This is a genomic window from Streptomyces sp. NPDC055632 (assembly GCF_053618675.1).
In genome coordinates this window covers 60,689-76,164 of sequence record NZ_JBSHHY010000012.1, presented here as the reverse complement: position 1 = coordinate 76,164, position 15,476 = coordinate 60,689, and the positions used below count along the sequence as shown (strand labels likewise).

Here is a 15,476-nt window from a genome sequence, read left to right as displayed (position 1 = left end):
CCGCGCCGGGCCCCGGTCCCGAACCGGTGACCTGAGCGGTCGCGTGCGTCGGCCCCCACCCTGTCGCAGGGTGGGGGCCGACGCGTGTACGAGACGGGGCCGCGCCCGACGGGGAGGAGCTCAGCCCGCGCCGAGCGGCGGCACCCGCTCGGCCGCGGGCGGTGGCCCGGGCGGCGTGCCGTCGCCGAACGGACGCCCGCCCAGCTCCTCCCGGCCGTGCGCCGAGAGCCAGTTCCGGGTGTCCGGTCCCAGCGGGACGATCCCGGTCGGGTTGATGTCGCGGTGGACGACGTAGTAGTGCGTCTTGATCTGCTCGAAGTCGATGGTGTCGCCGAAACCGGGCGTCTGGAACAGGTCCCGCGCATAGCCCCACAGCGCCGGGAGTTCGGTCAGCTTCCGCCGGTTGCACTTGAAGTGGCCGTGGTAGACGGCGTCGAACCGCACGAGGGTCGTGAAGAGGCGGACGTCGGCCTCCGTGAGGGTGTCCCCGACCAGATAGCGCCGGTTCCCAAGCCGCTCCTCCAGCCATTCCAGCCGGTCCCACAGCCTCCGGTACGCCTTGTCGTAGGCCTCCTGGCCGCTCGCGAAACCGCACTTGTAGACACCGTTGTTGACGTCCCGGTACACCTTCTCGGCCACGTCGTCGATCTCGTCGCGCCACTTCTCCGGGTAGAGCTCCGGTGCGCCCTCCCTCTGATGGGCCGTCCACTGGCTGCCCAGATCGAGCGTGATCCGCGCGAAGTCGTTGGTCACCACCGCGCCGGTGGGGACGTCGACGATCGCGGGCACGGTGATCCCGCGCGCGTAGTCGGGGTCCCGCCGGAAGAACGCCTCCTGGAGCCGTTCGATGCCGAGGACCGGGTCCCTGCCGTCCGGGTCCAGGTGGAAGGACCAGCTGCGCTCGTCGTGCACGGGCCCGGCGATGCCCATCGACAGGACGTCCTCCAGACCCATGAGGCGCCGGACGATCGAGGCGCGGTTCGCCCACGGGCACGCGCGGGCGATGATCAGCCGGTAGCGCCCCGGCTCCACGGGAAAGCCGTCCCGGCCGTCGGCCGTGATCCGTGTCGTGATGTAGTTCCGGTCGCGTTCGTACTCACCGTCGCCAGCCATGGCCACGAGCGTAGCCCGCCCGGTACGGCTCCGCCCGCGATCAGCCGGGGGCGCCGTCCGGGGCCGCGGGCGCGGCGCGCAGGACCGGCATCATCGTCTCGGCGGGCGCGTCCTGTGCCAGGTGGTCGAGGATCATCCGGTTGACCCGGTCCGGCTGTTCCAGCGGCACCAGGTGGGACGCCCCGGGCACCACGGCCAGCCGTGCCCCCGGGATCGCGCGGTAGAGGGCGGCGGTGTGTTCGAGCGTCATCAGGTCGTCGTCGCCGACCACGACCAGGGTGGGCGCCCGCACGCGCCCCAGGTCCTCGGGGGAGAGCGTCGGCTGGGTCCGCCACATGTCGACCACCTTCGTCGCCACCACCGGCCAGTGGTCCGCGCCGTCCGGCGTGACGGCCGCGTACATCTCGCGGAAGAACTCCATGTCCGGACTGTCGGGCGTCATCGCGTCGAGCATCGCCGGTTCGACGAAGCACTCGGGGCCGGGGCGGAAGTTCGCCCCGATCGCGACGACCTTGCGGACCAGGTCGGGCCGGGCGGCGGCGACGAGCAGCGCGACGACGGCGCCGTCGCTCCATCCGACCAGATGTGCCGGACCGCCGACCACCCGCTCCAGGAACGCCACCGTGTCGTCCGCCATGTCCCGGTACGACAGCGGCCCGGCCACGTCGGGGGTGTGCCCGTGCGAGCGCCGCTCGGGCAGGAAGAGCCGGTACGCGCCGGCGAGGTCGGGACGCTGGGCGCCCCACGTCTCGTTGGTGCAGAAGCCGCCGTGCAGCAGGACCAGCGGGTCGCCCTCGCCCTCGGTCTCGTACCAGGTCCTGACCCCGGGAAGGTCAGCGTATGCGCCCATGTCGTCCAGGCCCTCTCCGGATCGCCCCCTGATCCCGCCCAGTCTCCGCCGGGCGCCGGAGCGGCGCAAACGGTGGTCCGCGCCGGCCCGCGCGGCGCGCCGGTCGGTGTTCGAACGTCCCGCGAGGGTTCGAACGGAGAAGACGGGGCACCCGGTCATTCCGATCCGGGAAGGGGTGAAGGGGCATGAGCGCAGGGGGGTCGACCACGGCCGTCGCGAGAAGAGCGGCCCGTGGGGACGTGGTAAGGGCGGGTGCCCGGGCGGGCTTCGTCGCCCGTGGAGTTCTGTATCTGCTCATAGGAGTCCTGGCCGTACGCATCGGGCTGACGGGCACGGGCGAACAGGCCGACAAGGGAGGAGCCCTCGCGCAGGTCGCCGAGACGCCGTTCGGAGCGGTGATGCTCTGGGCCCTCGGCATCGGACTCGTCGGGATGGCGCTGTGGCGGCTCTCGGAGGCCCTGTTCGGCAGCGCCGGTCCGAAGGGCGACAAGCCGGCCAAGCGGGCCGTGTCCGCCGCCCGGTTCGTCTTCTACGCCGTCTCGGCCTTCTTCGTCCTGTCCTTCGCGACGGGCAACCGGGACAGTGGCGCCGGCTCGACCGACCGGCAGAGCCACGACATCACCGGACGTCTCCTCGACCTGCCGGCGGGACAGTGGCTGGTCGGCGCGGCGGCGGTGGGCTTCCTGGGCGCGGGGCTGTGGATGGGCGGCCGGGCCGTGATGCGGAAGTACCGCAAGCGCCTGAAGTGGGCCACGATGTCCGAGAAGGAGCGGCGCTTCATGGACGTGACCGGCATCGTCGGAGGCGTCGGACGCGGGCTCGTCTTCGCGGCCATCGGTTTCTTCGGCCTGAAGGCGGCGATCGAGTTCGACCCGAACGAGGCCAAGGGCATGGACGACGCGATCCGCTCGTTCGCGCAGACCCCCGCCGGACCGTGGCTGCTGGTCGCCGTGGCCGTCGGACTCGTCCTCTTCGGGATCTTCTCCTTCGGCCAGGCGAAGTGGCGCGACGTCTGATCCGCCGGCCGTGATCCGGACGCCCCGCACGCATACGCGTGCGGGGCGTTCTCAGTTGCCGTAGCGGCCGGTGTCGACCTCCCAGCGGTGATAGCCGGCGATCCAGGAGGAGAGGCCGTCGACGTACCGGCGGGCGGCCTCGTTCCCGGCCGGGGAGAGACCGAGGAGATCGCAGATCCCGGGGACCCGGGCGGACAGCTCCACGAAGCGGTCGACCATCGCCTGGGCCTCTCGCATCACCTGGGCGGCCGCCTCCTCGGGAGTGCCGCCGATCTCCTCGCGGACGATCATCACCATGTTGGCGACGTCACCCCGGGCGAGCTCCTGCGCGTACGAGTGCACGTCATTGGTGAACGACGGTATGTCGGCCGCCAGTTGGCGCATCAGGCGGAAGGTCGGATGGTGCAGCACCTCCTGCGGCACCTCGAACCGGTTGAGCCGCTCGACCATGTCGAAGAGCGTCTCCATGGCGGCCGTGCCCCGGCGGAGCGCCAGATAGCCCTCCCGGTCCGGGAGCCGCCCGGAGAGCCGGCCGGCGGCCTCCGCCGGATGGCAGGCGAAGTACCACTCCCAGTTGTAGGCGCTCCTGGCCCGCCACCGGGCGGACATGCCGCGCGCACTGCGCTCCCAGAGGTCGGCGAAGGCCCGCTCGACGGGGGTGCGGGCGCCGGGCTCGGGGCCGTCCCCGTGCAGGAGGGCCGTCAATCGGGTGCAGACCTCCGCCACCCGCGCGGGGGCCCGGCCGAGACCGGTGTCGAAACCGTCGTCGAAGAGGAAGTAGAAACCGAGCAGGTCCGCGGCGAGGGCGAGGTCGCCGGTGGCGCAGTCGGGACTGGTGAACGCCGCGAGCCGGGGCACCTCCCACCGTTCGTACACCGCCCGGTCGACGGCCCCGGCGAGCCCTTCGTGACGCCGCAGCCACTCCCGGTGGAGCCGGGCGGCGGGCTCCCGGTCCGGATGGCTGTGCGGCGGGAACGGAAGGTCGAGCACTGCGGCGTGGAACACGTGCACCCCCTGGGCATTGGGCCCGGGTGCCACCGACGCCCCCCGGCGCGATCGAAGAGTACTTGAATTGATCACTAACTGCCAGGAATAACAAGGGGATCGAATCCGGATCCGAACGGCCGGGACCCGACCGGCGGCCGGTCGCGGTGGGGCCCGGGACGGTCAGGGACGATTCGTCCCGCGCGAGCGGCCACCGCCCCCGGAGCCCGACCCGGACCTGTCCGAGACTCGCCCCCGGCCCCTCACGTAGAGTGGGGCCCGGGCCGTGACTGGCGCTTGAGGTGGATCACCACCGTGGAGCGGCCCGGCGGAGCGCCCACCGGCGCGGCCGTGCCGAATGCCGTGCGCCTGGGCGAACCACCGGTCAGAGACGACGCCCAGGAGTTGCCATGTCCACCAGCACCGCCGCCCTCATGGACGGTACGGCCCTCGCCCGCCGCACGGTCGAGGAGACCGCCGCCCGCGCCGCCGAGGTCACCCGCCGCACCGGCGTCACCCCCTGTCTCGCGACCGTCCTGGTCGGCGAGGACCCCGCCTCCGTGACGTACGTGAAGATGAAGCAGAACCGTTGCGCGAAGGCCGGGATCCGCTCCAGGCACGTCGAGCTGCCCGCCACCACGACGACCGAGGAACTCGTCGCCGCGATCACCGCCCTCTCCCTGGACCCCGAGGTCCACGGCATCCTCCTCCAGCACCCGGTCGGCCCCCACATCGACGAGCGCGCCGCCTTCGAGGCCATCGCCCCGGAGAAGGACGTCGACGGCGTGACCACGGCCTCCTTCGCCGCCATGGGCTTCGGCCTCCCCGGCTTCGTCTCCTGCACCCCCGGCGGCATCATGCGCCTCCTCGACGCGTACGACGTCGAACTGAGCGGCAAGCGGGCCGTCGTGGTGGGCCGCAGCGCCATCCTCGGCAAGCCGGCCGGCCTGCTCCTCCTCGGCCGCGACGCCACCGTCACCTACTGCCACTCCCGCACCCGGGAGCTCTCCTCGGTCGTCCGCGAGGCCGACGTCCTCGTCGCCGCCGTCGGCAGGCCGAACTTCATCAAGGGCGAGGACATCAAGCCCGGCGCCGTCGTCGTCGACGCCGGCTACAACCCGGGCAACATCGGCGACGTCGACTTCGCGTCGGCCGCCGAGCGCGCCTCCCTCATCACCCCGGTCCCCGGCGGTGTCGGCCCCATGACCATCGCCGTGCTCCTCGCCCAGACGGTCGAGGGCGCCGAGCGCCAGCTGGGACTGTAGGACGGCCATGACGGGAAGGCGGCAGGGCGCGCGTTCGGCGGTCGTCACGATGCTGTACGGACGACGCCCGGCCGACGGGGAACGCCGGGGCCGCGACCACCGGCCGGCGGCGCGCCGCGCCCGCTGGTTCGGCACACCGCTCGTGCCGCTGCTCGCGGCCGCCGTGGTGGCGACCGCCTTCCTGTCCGTCCGGGGCGGGGAGGACGACGGGAACCCGATGAGCGCGCCGTCCCCCGTCGTCACCGAGGACACCGGCACGGACACCGCCCCTCCCGCGACCGGCAGCCCGTCGCCGGGCGCGTCCGGCGCCGGGAGCACCGACACGCCGGAACCCGGCACGACACGGGACGGCGCGCCGACGACCGCGGCCACGCGGGGCGGCACGCCGACCCGTACGGAGCCCGGAGACCGGACCCCGCGCACGGACGCGTCACCCGTGCCGTCCCGGACCGGGAGCACCCCCTCCGCGAGCACCGCCCCGACCCCCTCCCGCACCCCGAAGGGCGAACGGCGCTCCGGGCGGCCCGTCTCCTTCGAGGCACTGCGCGTGGGCGACTGCTTCGACATCGACCGCGACGCTCCGGGCACCGTCGTCCGGCGCCCCTGCGACACGCCGCACTCCGCCGAACTCGTCTCCCGCCCCCGGCTGACCGGCCGCTACGCCACGGACCGGGCGGTGCGCGAGGCGGCCACGGAACTCTGCCGCGAGCCGCTGCGCCGCAAGGCCGCCCGACAGCCGCTCGGCACGCGCTGGACGACCTTCGTCCAGTACCCGTACCGGACGAGCCACCTCCTCGGCTCGGACACCGCCGCCTGCAGCCTGGTCGCCTCCTCCTCCGCCGCCGGCGGCACGATCAGCCACCGGCTCAGGTAGCGCGCCGGCGCGGATGCCGCCCGCCCACCGCCTCAGACCGCGCCCGCCTGAAACGGTGCCCGCCTCAGACCGCGCCCGCTGCCGAGGCCGTCGCCAGGGCCGCCGCCGGGTCCCGGTCCGGCGGACCCGCCGGAACCCAGCGGCCCACCGACTTGAGGTACGGCCACCAGCGGCCGTCCTCGCCGAGTCGCAGCTGCGCCTCCGCGCCCACGGCCGTCCACCGCGCGCCGCCCGCCCGCCGCAGGACCGGCCGCTCGTCGTCCTCCCAGGCCTCCGCGAGCCGCACTCCGGCGCGTGCCAGCGCCTCGGCGTCCGGCGCCCACTCCTCCTCCAGTACGGCGAGGGCGGCGGCGCCCCCGAACCGCCACGCGCGCGTGGCCAGGTCCATCTCCGCCCGCGACCGGCCCGAACCGGCGGTGAGCCGCGCCGCGATCCACGGAGCGGGGGAACCCGCGGCGAGCCGCACGGCGTCCTGAGCGCCCGTCAGTCCCGCCTCCGCGAACCCCGGCGCCTCCCCGTCCGACCCCAGCGCCTCGACCAGCAGCCGGTGCGCGCGGCCCACCGCGTCCGCCGCCAGGAATTCGAGGGCCGCCGGGTCCACCCCCGGCTCCGGCTCGGTGTCCGTGTCCAGGGACGGGGCCCGGCCCGGCGCGGCCGGGGCGACCGGAGGGCCGGGCAGCGGCGGCAGCAGGAACGCCGACGCGTACGCCTCCTCGGCCGACACGCCAGGCATCCCGCCGACGTCCCCGGGAGAGCCGTCGCCGTCGTCCCCGTCGTCCCCGTCGCGCGCCGGGGGAGCGGCGGCGCGCGAGGCGCTGCGCTCCTGGAGCTGGTCGAGGAGGGTGCGCTCGCCGCGCCCGCGCATCAGGAGCAGGACGAAGGGGTCCTCGTCCAGGAGGCGCGCCACCTGGTAGCAGAGCGCCGCCGTGTGCGGGCAGTGGTCCCAGGCCTCGCAGCCGCACTCCGGATCGAGGTCGCCGATGCCCGGCAGCAGGTCGAGCCCGGCCGCCGCCGCGTCCTCCACCAGGTGCGGCGGCATCTCGCGGTCGAGGAGCGCCGCGATGTGGCCCGCGCTGTCCACCGTCAGGTCGAGCAGCCGCTCCCACTCCTCCTCGGAGAACTCCCGCACCAGCACGTCGCTCCGGTGCGCCGTGCCGTCCCGGTCCTTGACCACCGCGGTGATCCGGCCGGGCCGCACCGACACGGCGCCCACCGCCCCCGCGCGCGCGTGGCGCCGTCCCGCCTTGAGCTGCTGCCCGTCGAGCGCGGTGTCCTCCAGGGCCTTGAGCCACACCTGGCCCCACCAGGTCCGGGTGAACGCCCCGCCCCGGGCCGGCGGCAGCGCCGCGAACGTCCGCTCGCCGTCCCCGTGTCCGTACCCGCTCATCGTCCGTCCCCTCGCAGTCGCACCAGCTCCGCCAGTTCGTCATCGGTCAGTTCGGTCAGCTCCGGCGGCAGGTCCCCGGCGGTGCCGAGGACGCTGTCCGCGAGCTCCCGCTTGCGGTCGAGCATCGCGGCGATCCGGTCCTCGATCGTCCCCTCGGCGATCAGCCGGTGGACCTGCACCGGCCGGTCCTGCCCGATCCGGTACGCGCGGTCGGTGGCCTGCGCCTCCACCGCCGGGTTCCACCAGCGGTCGTAGTGCACGACGTGCTCGGCGCGGGTGAGGTTGAGCCCCGTCCCCGCGGCCTTCAGGGAGAGCAGGAAGACCGGCACCTCCCCGTTCTGGAAGCGGGCGACCATCGCCTCCCGCTCCGCGACCGGCGTGCCGCCGTGCAGGAACTGCGTCCGCACGCCCCGCGCCGCGAGGTGCGCCTCCAGGAGCCGGGCCATCCCCACGTACTGGGTGAAGACCAGGGTGCACGCGCCCTCGGCGAGGATCGTGTCGAGGAGTTCGTCGAGCAGCTCCAGCTTGCCCGACCGCCCCTCGATCTCCGGCCGCTCCTCCTTGAGGTACTGGGCCGGGTGGTTGCAGATCTGCTTGAGCCCCGTCAGGAGCTTCACGACGAGACCGCGGCGCGCCATGCCGTCGGCCTCGGAGATCGCCGCCAGTGTCTCCCGCACCACCGCCTCGTACAGACCGGCCTGTTCCGGCGTCAGCGACACGCTCCGGTCGGTCTCCGTCTTCGGCGGGAGCTCGGGCGCGATGCCGGGGTCCGACTTGCGGCGGCGCAGCAGGAACGGCCGGACGAGCGCGGCCAGGCGCGCGGCGGCGGCCGGGTCGCGGCCGCCCTCGACGGCGGTGGCGAACCGGGCGCGGAAGGCCCCCAGGCCGCCGAGCAGCCCCGGCGTGGTCCAGTCGAGGATCGCCCACAGCTCGGAGAGGTTGTTCTCCACCGGCGTGCCGGACAGCGCCACGCGTGCGCGTGCCCCGATGGTCCGCAGCCGGCGGGCCGTCGCCGAGTACGGGTTCTTGACGTGCTGGGCCTCGTCCGCGACGACGAGCCCCCAGTCCCGCTCGGCGAGCCGCTCGGCGTCGAGCCGCATGGTGCCGTACGTGGTGAGGACGAAGCCGCCGTCGGGGAGCCCCTCCAGGTCGCGGGCGGCGCCGTGGAAACGGCGCACCGGCGTGCCGGGCGCGAACTTCTCGACCTCCCGCTGCCAGTTGCCCATGAGGGAGGTCGGACAGACGACGAGGGTGGGGCCCGCCGACGCCGGATCGGTCTGCCGGTGCAGGTGCAGGGCGATGAGGGTGATCGTCTTGCCGAGGCCCATGTCGTCGGCGAGGCAGCCGCCGAGACCGAGCGAGGTCATCCGGTGCAGCCAGTCGAGCCCGCGCAGCTGGTAGTCGCGCAGGGTCGCGGCGAGCGCGGCGGGCTGGGCCACCTCGGGCCGGTCGCCCTCGGGGTTCGCGAGCCGCTCCCGCAGCCGCTCCAGCGGGCCGGTCGCGGCCACCTCGACGGTCCGCCCGTCGACCTCGGTCGTCCCGGTGAGGACGGCCGAGAGCGCGTCCACCGGAGTGACCTTGCGGTCCTGATGGGTCCTGGCGCGGCGCACCTCGGCCGGATCGACGAGGACCCACTTGTCGCGCAGCCGCACGAGGGGCCGCCCGGTCTCGGCGAGCCGGTCCAGCTCGGCGCGGGTCAGCTCGTGGTCGCCGACGGCGAAGCGCCAGTTGAAGGCGAGGAGGGAGTCGGCTCCGAGGAGCGAGGGCAGGGAGGAGGCACCCGCGCCGGTACGGGTGTCGGCGCCGGCATCGGTGCCGGTGCCGGCGTCGGCGTGGAAGTCGGTGCCTGCGTCGGCGTGGAAGTCGGCGTTGGCGTGGACGTCGGTATGGGTAGCGCCGGTATCTGTGTCGGTACCGGCTCCGGACGTGTGCGGGCCGATCTCCACCCGGGCCGTCAGCCGGTCGGAGAGTTCGCGCGGCCAGTGGACCCGGACGCCCAGGGCCGCGAGGGCGTCGGCCGCCGGGCCCAGGAGTTCCGCGACCTCCTCGTCGGCCAGTTCGACCGTGTCGGGCACGGCCGCCGACAGGAGCGGGGAGAGCGGGGGCCAGGCGCGGGCGGCGCGCCGGAGGGCGAGCAGGGCGTCCATGCGGGCGCGGGGGCCGAACGCCGCCCCGACCGGCCCGGAGCCCGACCACACCTCGGCCGCGTCCGCGACCAGGGCCGGATCGGCGACGCCGTGCAGCTGGAGCACCGCCCGGAACCCGGGGGCCTCCCGCGACGCGGCGGTGAAACCGGGCAGTTCGAGGCGGAGCGAAAGGCGGACGCCCGCGTCGTGCACGGCGGCCACGTCGGCCGCCCACGCCCGTTGCTCGGGAAACGTCCCCGGCGCCTCGGCCGCGAAGGCGGGCCCGCCGGCCGCCGCCGGAGCCGCCGGGGTGCGCGGCAGGGTGTCCGCGACGGCGTCGGCGAAGGCCCGGAGCAGCGCCTCCGGTTCGGGCAGCAGGGGCGGAGCGTCGGGAGAGGCGGCGGGGAGGGGGACGGCGTGGGCCGTGGGCGGCATCGACGCGGCGAGCGTACGGAGCTTCCCCAGGTCCTCGGGGCCGAGCGGTCCGGCCCGCCACGCGTCGTGGTCCCCGGGCGTGAGGCCGGGCAGGAGCAGACCACGCGCCACGAGGTCGAGGGCGAGCAGCGCGGCGGCGCCCCAGAAGGCGGCCGAGGGGGACGCGGCGTCCGAGAACCGGGCGCGGACGAGCAGCGGCAGGGCGTCCCGTACGGAGAGGGTCCGGGCGGGGACGGTCACGGGCCGGAGGGAGTCGCCGTCCACGACCGTGAGTTCGGCGGCCGAGGGAGCGCCGGGGGAGTCCGGCAGCGGCTCGCCGTCCGGTGACCAGAAGGCGATCCGTCCGGCGCGGGGCGGATCGGCGGGGAGGAAGACGGCGGAGTGGCGGGAGATTTTCCTGGCGGGTTCGCGGGTCGGATCATCGGGTCCGTGCGACAGCGACAACACATTCCTCAAATTTGACTACTTGTACCGAGCGGCCGAGAGTACCCCACCGAACGCCCTGGCGCGCCCCCGTCCGGGGTGATCCGCGCCACAGGCCGAACGCCCTCCCCGGAGGCTCCTTCCGGGGTGGGGCTCTCCCCACCCCGGCCCCCTGGCGCACCCCCCGACCGGGCCGGGTGGTGACGCCATGGCTCCACGAGGCCACGCGTCCGTACGTTCAGTGGGCACCCACCGAGCACTCGCCGAGCACCCACCGAGCACCCGCCGACTGCCCACCGAGCACCCACCGTTCGCCCGCCGGCCCCCTCACCGGCCGGCCCCCGCGAACCGCCCCACCGACCGACAGAAACCGGAGCCCGCCATGTCCCAGGCCACCGTCCTGCCCCCGGCCGCCGCACCCCCCGCGGCGCCCGCCCCCGCCAGGGGCGGCAGCGAGTTCACCCCGCTCCTGCGGACGGTCAGGGAACAGGGCCTCCTCGAACACCGCCCCGGCTGGTACGCCCGCGTCATCGCCCTCAACCTCCTCGGCATCGCCGCCGTGGTGGCCGGACTCGCCCTCGTCGGCCCCTCCTGGTGGGCGCTCCCGCTCGCCGTCCCCCTCGCCCTGCTCTCCACCCGCGCCGCCTTCGTCGGCCACGACGCCGGGCACGCCCAGATCACCGCCGACCGCAGGGTGAGCCGCGCCGTCCAGCTCGTCCACGCCAATCTCCTCCTCGGCATGAGCAAGGAGTGGTGGAACGACAAGCACAACCGGCACCACGCGAACCCCAACCACCTCGACAAGGACCCGGACGTCGCGGCCGACGTCCTCGTCTTCGCCGAGCACCAGACGGCGGGCCGCACGGGCCTGCGCGGCTTCCTCACCCGCCACCAGGCCGGGCTGTTCTTCCCGCTGACGACCCTGGAGGGCATCGCGCTCAAGGCGTACGGGATCAGGGCCCTGCTCGCGAAGGACGGCCCCTGCCGCACCCGGCGCGAGCGGCTCGTCGAGGGCGGCCTCCTCCTCGCCCACTTCGCCGGGTACGCGACCCTGCTCCTCGCCCTCCTCACCCCCGCCCAGGCCCTGGTCTTCGCCCTGCTCCACCAGATGCTCCTCGGCGTCCACCTGGGCATGGCCTTCGCCCCCAACCACAAGGGCATGGACCGGCCGGACGAGCACGAGGACGGCGACGACTGGGGCCATCTGCGCCGCCAGGTGCTCACCTCGCGCAACATCCGCGGCGGCGCCCTGACCGACTGGTTCCTCGGCGGCCTCAACTACCAGGTCGAGCACCACCTCTTCCCCAGCATGCCGCGCCCGAACCTCCGGCTCGCCCGGCCTGCCGTACGGGCCCACTGCGCCGCGCTCGGCGTCCCGTACACGGAGACCGGCTTCGTGGACTCCTACCGCCAGGCACTCGGGCACCTGCGCGAGGTGGGCGCGTCCCTGCGCGACTGAACGGGACCGGGGCCGGGGCCGGGCGCCGGAGGGGCCGTACCGCCCCTGGCGCCCGGGACGCTCACCCCGTCAGCGTGCAGGAGTTCACCACGTCACCGCCCGCCGGCCGCGCGATCGTGCGGTCCGCGGGCGGCGCCGCGCCCTCCTCGACCCAGCGCGTCAGCGCGTCGAACGCCGAGCGGTAGCACGGCAGGATCGGCCGCAACCGGTCCGGATACGTGTCGTACAGGCCGTCGGTGTGCGTCCCGCCCTGCACCGTGTAGTACCGGTGCAGTCGGCCCCGCCCCCGGTCGTCGACCATCCGCGCGTACACGTCGGAGTCGGTGGCGATGGGCAGCAGGGCGTCCAGGTCTCCGTGGAGCGTGATGAGCGGCTTGCCGATCCGCCCCGTGAGCGCGACCTTCGCGACGGCGCGGTGGACGGACGCCGGCCGGGAGGCGTAGTCGTACGACGCGTCCGAGGCGCAGGGCGCGAAGATCTCCTCCACGGTGCGGCCGGCGGTGGAGCCGGGGCAGGCCGGGTCGTACGAGGGGTCGAACTCGGCCCGGAAGATCTTCTGCGTCAGCCCCCAGTACGCCTGCTCGTGGTACGGCCACAGGAAGCGCGAACCCGGCGCGAACCCGGCCCCGATCAGCTCCTCGTCGGTGGCCCGCCCCAGGGAGCGCGCCACGGTGACGGGCAGGCTCGTCAGGAGGTTGGGACCGCGCGCGGTCCACAGCACGCCCTCCCAGTCGACCCCGCCGTCGTACAGCTCGGGCCGGTTCTCCAGCTGCCAGCGCGTCAGGTAGCCGGCGTTGGAGATGCCGGTCATGTACGTGTGCTCCGGGGACCGCCCGTACCGCTGCCGCACGGCCTTCTTCGCGGCGAGCGTCAGCTCGGTCACCCGGCGGTTCCACTCGGCGACCGCGTCGCCGGGCCTCCGCCCGTCGGTGAAGAAGTCCGGGCCGGTGTTGCCCTTGTCGGTCGAGGCGTAGGCGAAGCCCCGGGCGAGCACCTGGTCGGAGATGAGGGCGTCCGTGGAGTACTGGCGGCGGGTGCCGGGCGCGCCGGTGACGACGAGGCCGCCGTTCCAGCGGTCCGGCAGCCGGATGACGAACTGGGCGTCGTGGGCCCAGCCGTGCGTGGCGTTGAGCCGCGAGTCGTCCGGGAAGTAGCCGTCGATCTGGACGCCCGGCACCCCCGAGGGGTTCCGGGTCCCCTTCGCGGCGAGACCGGCCTGGTCCGCCATGTCGGTGTACGGCGTGCCCGCGAGCCCCGCGGTCGTCAGGTCGTCCAGACAGGCGGACCGCTGGTGCTCGGCGCCCGGCACGTGGAGCCGGTGCCGGCCCGCGCAGTGCGCGGAGGCCCCCGACTCGGCCCCGGCGGGGGACGCGGGGGCGAGGACGGTGACCCCCGCCAGGAACGCGGCGAACAGGGAGACGCCCGGGAACAGGCGCATGATGGGCCTCCGGTGGGACGGCGGAGAAGTGAAGTGGCGCCACATCGTGCGGCGCGCCCCGTCCGCCGGACCATGGTCGGAGACCACATCTCGGACCGTCGTCCTATGGGGCGCTCCCCGGACCGGGGGCCCGGAGCCGTCGCGTACCCGGCTCATTAGGCTGCGGGGATGGACATTCCCTCGGTGGACGAGATCCGCGCGCTGCACAGGAAACACGCTCCTCATGAGGAGGCCTTCGAGCGCGTCTTCACCCACTGCGAGATCGTGTGGCGGATCGCCGAGCGCCTGCTCCCGCGCTCGGGCGAGAACCTCGATCCGGAGCTCGTGCGCGCGGGGTGCCTGCTCCACGACATCGGGGTGTACCGCCTGTACGACGCCGAGGGGCGGCTCGACGGCCGGAACTACATCCGGCACGGGATCCTGGGACACGAGCTCCTGGCGGCCGAGGGACTGCCGGAGGCCGTGTGCCGGTTCTGCTCGTGCCACACGGGCGTCGGACTGACCAAGGAGGACGTGCTCGCGCAAGGGCTGCCGCTGCCGCCGGCCGACTACCTCGCGGTCACGCCGGAGGAGCGGATGGTCATGTACGCGGACAAGTTCCACAGCAAGAGCACACCGCCGAGGTTCCTGACCTCGGAGACCTACGCGGTGTCCGTGAGCCGGTTCGGGCAGGACAAGGTCGTGGCCTTCGGGGCGCTGCGCGCGGCGTACGGCGACCCGGAGCTCGACGGCCTGGCCGCCGCGTACGGGCACGCCCTGACCTGAGCCCCGCGGGCCTCCAGGAGGTGCCGGCTCAGACCGGGCGCACGGCCATCGCGTCGAGGCCTTCGAGGAGCGCGGGGAGCCTCTCGCCGCGCGCCACCGGCAGCACCTCGCGCGGCACCTCGTCGAGCAGGACGAAGGCCATGTCGTCGGCCTTCGCCACGAACGACCAGCCGGGACCGTCCGCGCGCAGCAGCCGCGCGCCGGCCTCCGCGTCGGGGGCCGACCGCACCCGCCCCAACGGCGGCGGCTCCCCCAGATAGGCGTGCAGCTCGTCCAGGACCCTCCTGACGCCGTCGTACGGGTCGCTCCCGGCGGCTCCGGCGGGAGCGGTCTCCGTGTCCTCCGCCTTCGCCGTCTCCGTGTCCTCGGCGCTCTCCGCATACGTGCCGTCGTCGCCCATCCGGGACCGCCAGGCGGTCCAGTGGAGGGCCACCTGATCGGCGCCCAGACGGCGCTGGGCCGGGCCCCACTCGTCACCCGACGGCGGGGTCAGCGGAGCGGGGTCGCCCTCCTCGGGCTCGGGGTCGTGCGGGGCCGGCACCCCCGGGGCGGAGGTCGCCACGGGGAGCGGCCAGCCCGGCAGCCCGGCCACCACGGACCGCTCGTCCGGGGACAGGTCGTAGGCCATGCCGCAGTCCCAGGAGGAGATGGCCACGGCGACCAGCGACACGTCGTCGACGACCACCGTCCACCGCGCCCCCAGACCGTCCTGGCCGAAGACGAGTCCGTACCCCTCCGGGTGCGGCGCCAGCCCCAGGGCCGCGCAGGCCGCCGGATAGTCGTCCCCGAGCACGCTCGGGAAGCGCGCGGGCGTCAGCAGCGCCGCGGTCAGCACGAACAACGCGTCGGCGTCGCCGTCGCCCTCGGCGATCGGGTCCGTCCCAGCCACGGCAGCCTCCCCATCAGGTCGTCGGCGCACCTTAACCAGTGAGTAACCCACGCGTCGAGGGTTTCCCCGCGACGGAAGGCCCGTGCCCGTCCGGCGTCACACGGGTTCGTTCCGCAGGCCGAGCAGCGAGCGGGCCACGGCGAGCGGTGACTCGTTCCGCTGCCGGGCGAGGACGACGAGGGCCCGGCAGGCCAGTTCGTTCACACCGAAGGAGAGCGCGTCGGGGGAGACGCGGTTCGCGGCCTCCTCCGCCCGTGCCCGGTCGTCCTCGGTGCACGCGGCCACGTACACCGCCGCCGCCTCGAAGAGGTTGTGCCCCTGCCGGGCGGGGCGCGCCGTCGTCGGCGCGGCGGCCCCGGGCGGCCTCCGGGCGAAGGGAAGGAGCCTGCGGAGTCTTTCCGGTATCTGCGTCACGGCCCGCCGCCTTTCCCGGGCACGGCTGCCCGGCGGTT

General features: G+C 74.5%; 13 protein-coding genes and 1 riboswitch. Of the genes, 5 read left to right on the top strand and 8 right to left on the bottom strand.

What is annotated here, in order from left to right; genetic code table 11:
• Positions 1–120 precede the first annotated feature (120 nt).
• Positions 121–1,113: a glutathione S-transferase family protein gene (locus ACWGSR_RS17745; RefSeq protein ID WP_376236490.1), complete on the bottom strand. Its 993-nt coding sequence runs from the start codon at positions 1,111–1,113 to the stop codon at positions 121–123.
• Between the two features lie 40 nt (positions 1,114–1,153).
• Positions 1,154–1,963 carry an alpha/beta fold hydrolase gene (locus tag ACWGSR_RS17740; RefSeq protein ID WP_376236488.1) on the bottom strand — a complete coding sequence of 270 codons (810 nt, stop codon included), beginning with the start codon at positions 1,961–1,963 and terminating at the stop codon, positions 1,154–1,156.
• 185 nt (positions 1,964–2,148) lie between these two features.
• On the opposite strand from ACWGSR_RS17740, the gene ACWGSR_RS17735 reads away from it, so the two are divergent.
• Positions 2,149–2,979: a DUF1206 domain-containing protein gene (locus ACWGSR_RS17735; protein ID WP_383322361.1), complete on the top strand. Its 831-nt coding sequence runs from the start codon at positions 2,149–2,151 to the stop codon at positions 2,977–2,979.
• 51 nt (positions 2,980–3,030) lie between these two features.
• Here the strand turns inward: ACWGSR_RS17735 and ACWGSR_RS17730 are convergent, their stop codons facing one another.
• Positions 3,031–3,984, bottom strand: coding sequence for a terpene synthase family protein (locus ACWGSR_RS17730; RefSeq protein ID WP_376236484.1), 954 nt, complete (start codon positions 3,982–3,984; stop codon positions 3,031–3,033).
• Positions 3,985–4,239: 255 nt separating this feature from the next.
• A riboswitch (ZMP/ZTP riboswitch) is annotated at positions 4,240–4,345 on the top strand.
• 28 nt (positions 4,346–4,373) lie between these two features.
• Here ACWGSR_RS17730 and ACWGSR_RS17725 point away from each other — a divergent pair.
• Both ACWGSR_RS17725 and ACWGSR_RS17720 read left to right on the top strand, forming a co-directional pair.
• Complete coding sequence (locus ACWGSR_RS17725; RefSeq protein WP_383322367.1) at positions 4,374–5,228, top strand: bifunctional 5,10-methylenetetrahydrofolate dehydrogenase/5,10-methenyltetrahydrofolate cyclohydrolase; 855 nt, start codon at positions 4,374–4,376, stop codon at positions 5,226–5,228.
• A gap of 7 nt (positions 5,229–5,235) precedes the next feature.
• The gene (locus ACWGSR_RS17720; protein WP_376236479.1) at positions 5,236–6,102 is read left to right on the top strand and encodes a hypothetical protein; all 867 of its coding nucleotides are present in this window, start codon (positions 5,236–5,238) and stop codon (positions 6,100–6,102) included.
• Between the two features lie 64 nt (positions 6,103–6,166).
• On the opposite strand, the gene ACWGSR_RS17715 is transcribed toward ACWGSR_RS17720, so the two are convergent.
• Entirely contained in the window at positions 6,167–7,489 is a 1,323-nt protein-coding gene (locus tag ACWGSR_RS17715; RefSeq protein ID WP_453567337.1) for an SWIM zinc finger family protein, read from the bottom strand.
• Positions 7,486–10,488, bottom strand: coding sequence for an SNF2-related protein (locus tag ACWGSR_RS17710; RefSeq protein ID WP_453567467.1), 3,003 nt, complete (start codon positions 10,486–10,488; stop codon positions 7,486–7,488). The genes ACWGSR_RS17715 and ACWGSR_RS17710 overlap by 4 nt, the downstream gene beginning before the upstream one ends.
• A 367-nt stretch (positions 10,489–10,855) precedes the next feature.
• On the opposite strand from ACWGSR_RS17710, the gene ACWGSR_RS17705 reads away from it, so the two are divergent.
• The gene (locus ACWGSR_RS17705) at positions 10,856–11,932 is read left to right on the top strand and encodes an acyl-CoA desaturase (protein ID WP_453567335.1); all 1,077 of its coding nucleotides are present in this window, start codon (positions 10,856–10,858) and stop codon (positions 11,930–11,932) included.
• Positions 11,933–11,993: 61 nt separating this feature from the next.
• On the opposite strand, the gene ACWGSR_RS17700 is transcribed toward ACWGSR_RS17705, so the two are convergent.
• Positions 11,994–13,370: a tannase/feruloyl esterase family alpha/beta hydrolase gene (locus ACWGSR_RS17700; RefSeq protein ID WP_453567333.1), complete on the bottom strand. Its 1,377-nt coding sequence runs from the start codon at positions 13,368–13,370 to the stop codon at positions 11,994–11,996.
• A 168-nt stretch (positions 13,371–13,538) separates the two neighbouring features.
• Here ACWGSR_RS17700 and ACWGSR_RS17695 point away from each other — a divergent pair, with 168 nt between their 5' ends.
• Positions 13,539–14,135 (top strand): HD domain-containing protein, encoded by a 597-nt coding sequence (locus ACWGSR_RS17695; RefSeq protein WP_453567331.1) that lies wholly within the window; start codon positions 13,539–13,541, stop codon positions 14,133–14,135.
• Between the two features lie 28 nt (positions 14,136–14,163).
• On the opposite strand, the gene ACWGSR_RS17690 is transcribed toward ACWGSR_RS17695, so the two are convergent.
• Both ACWGSR_RS17690 and ACWGSR_RS17685 read right to left on the bottom strand, forming a co-directional pair.
• Positions 14,164–15,024: a hypothetical protein gene (locus ACWGSR_RS17690; RefSeq protein WP_453567329.1), complete on the bottom strand. Its 861-nt coding sequence runs from the start codon at positions 15,022–15,024 to the stop codon at positions 14,164–14,166.
• A 96-nt stretch (positions 15,025–15,120) separates the two neighbouring features.
• Entirely contained in the window at positions 15,121–15,438 is a 318-nt protein-coding gene (locus tag ACWGSR_RS17685; RefSeq protein ID WP_376236462.1) for a hypothetical protein, read from the bottom strand.
• Positions 15,439–15,476: the final 38 nt, after the last annotated feature.

Excerpts from the sequence above, each read along its gene's own strand:
- ACWGSR_RS17745 (WP_376236490.1), bottom strand. The coding sequence starts at position 1,113 with ATGGCTGGCGACGGTGAGTACGAACGCGACCGGAACTACATCACGACA.
- ACWGSR_RS17735 (WP_383322361.1), top strand. The coding sequence starts at position 2,149 with ATGAGCGCAGGGGGGTCGACCACGGCCGTCGCGAGAAGAGCGGCCCGT.
- ACWGSR_RS17725 (WP_383322367.1), top strand. The coding sequence starts at position 4,374 with ATGTCCACCAGCACCGCCGCCCTCATGGACGGTACGGCCCTCGCCCGC.
- ACWGSR_RS17720 (WP_376236479.1), top strand. The coding sequence starts at position 5,236 with ATGACGGGAAGGCGGCAGGGCGCGCGTTCGGCGGTCGTCACGATGCTG.
- ACWGSR_RS17715 (WP_453567337.1), bottom strand. The coding sequence starts at position 7,489 with ATGAGCGGGTACGGACACGGGGACGGCGAGCGGACGTTCGCGGCGCTG.
- ACWGSR_RS17695 (WP_453567331.1), top strand. The coding sequence starts at position 13,539 with ATGGACATTCCCTCGGTGGACGAGATCCGCGCGCTGCACAGGAAACAC.
- ACWGSR_RS17740 (WP_376236488.1), bottom strand. The coding sequence starts at position 1,963 with ATGGGCGCATACGCTGACCTTCCCGGGGTCAGGACCTGGTACGAGACC.
- ACWGSR_RS17705 (WP_453567335.1), top strand. The coding sequence starts at position 10,856 with ATGTCCCAGGCCACCGTCCTGCCCCCGGCCGCCGCACCCCCCGCGGCG.
- ACWGSR_RS17700 (WP_453567333.1), bottom strand. The coding sequence starts at position 13,370 with ATGCGCCTGTTCCCGGGCGTCTCCCTGTTCGCCGCGTTCCTGGCGGGG.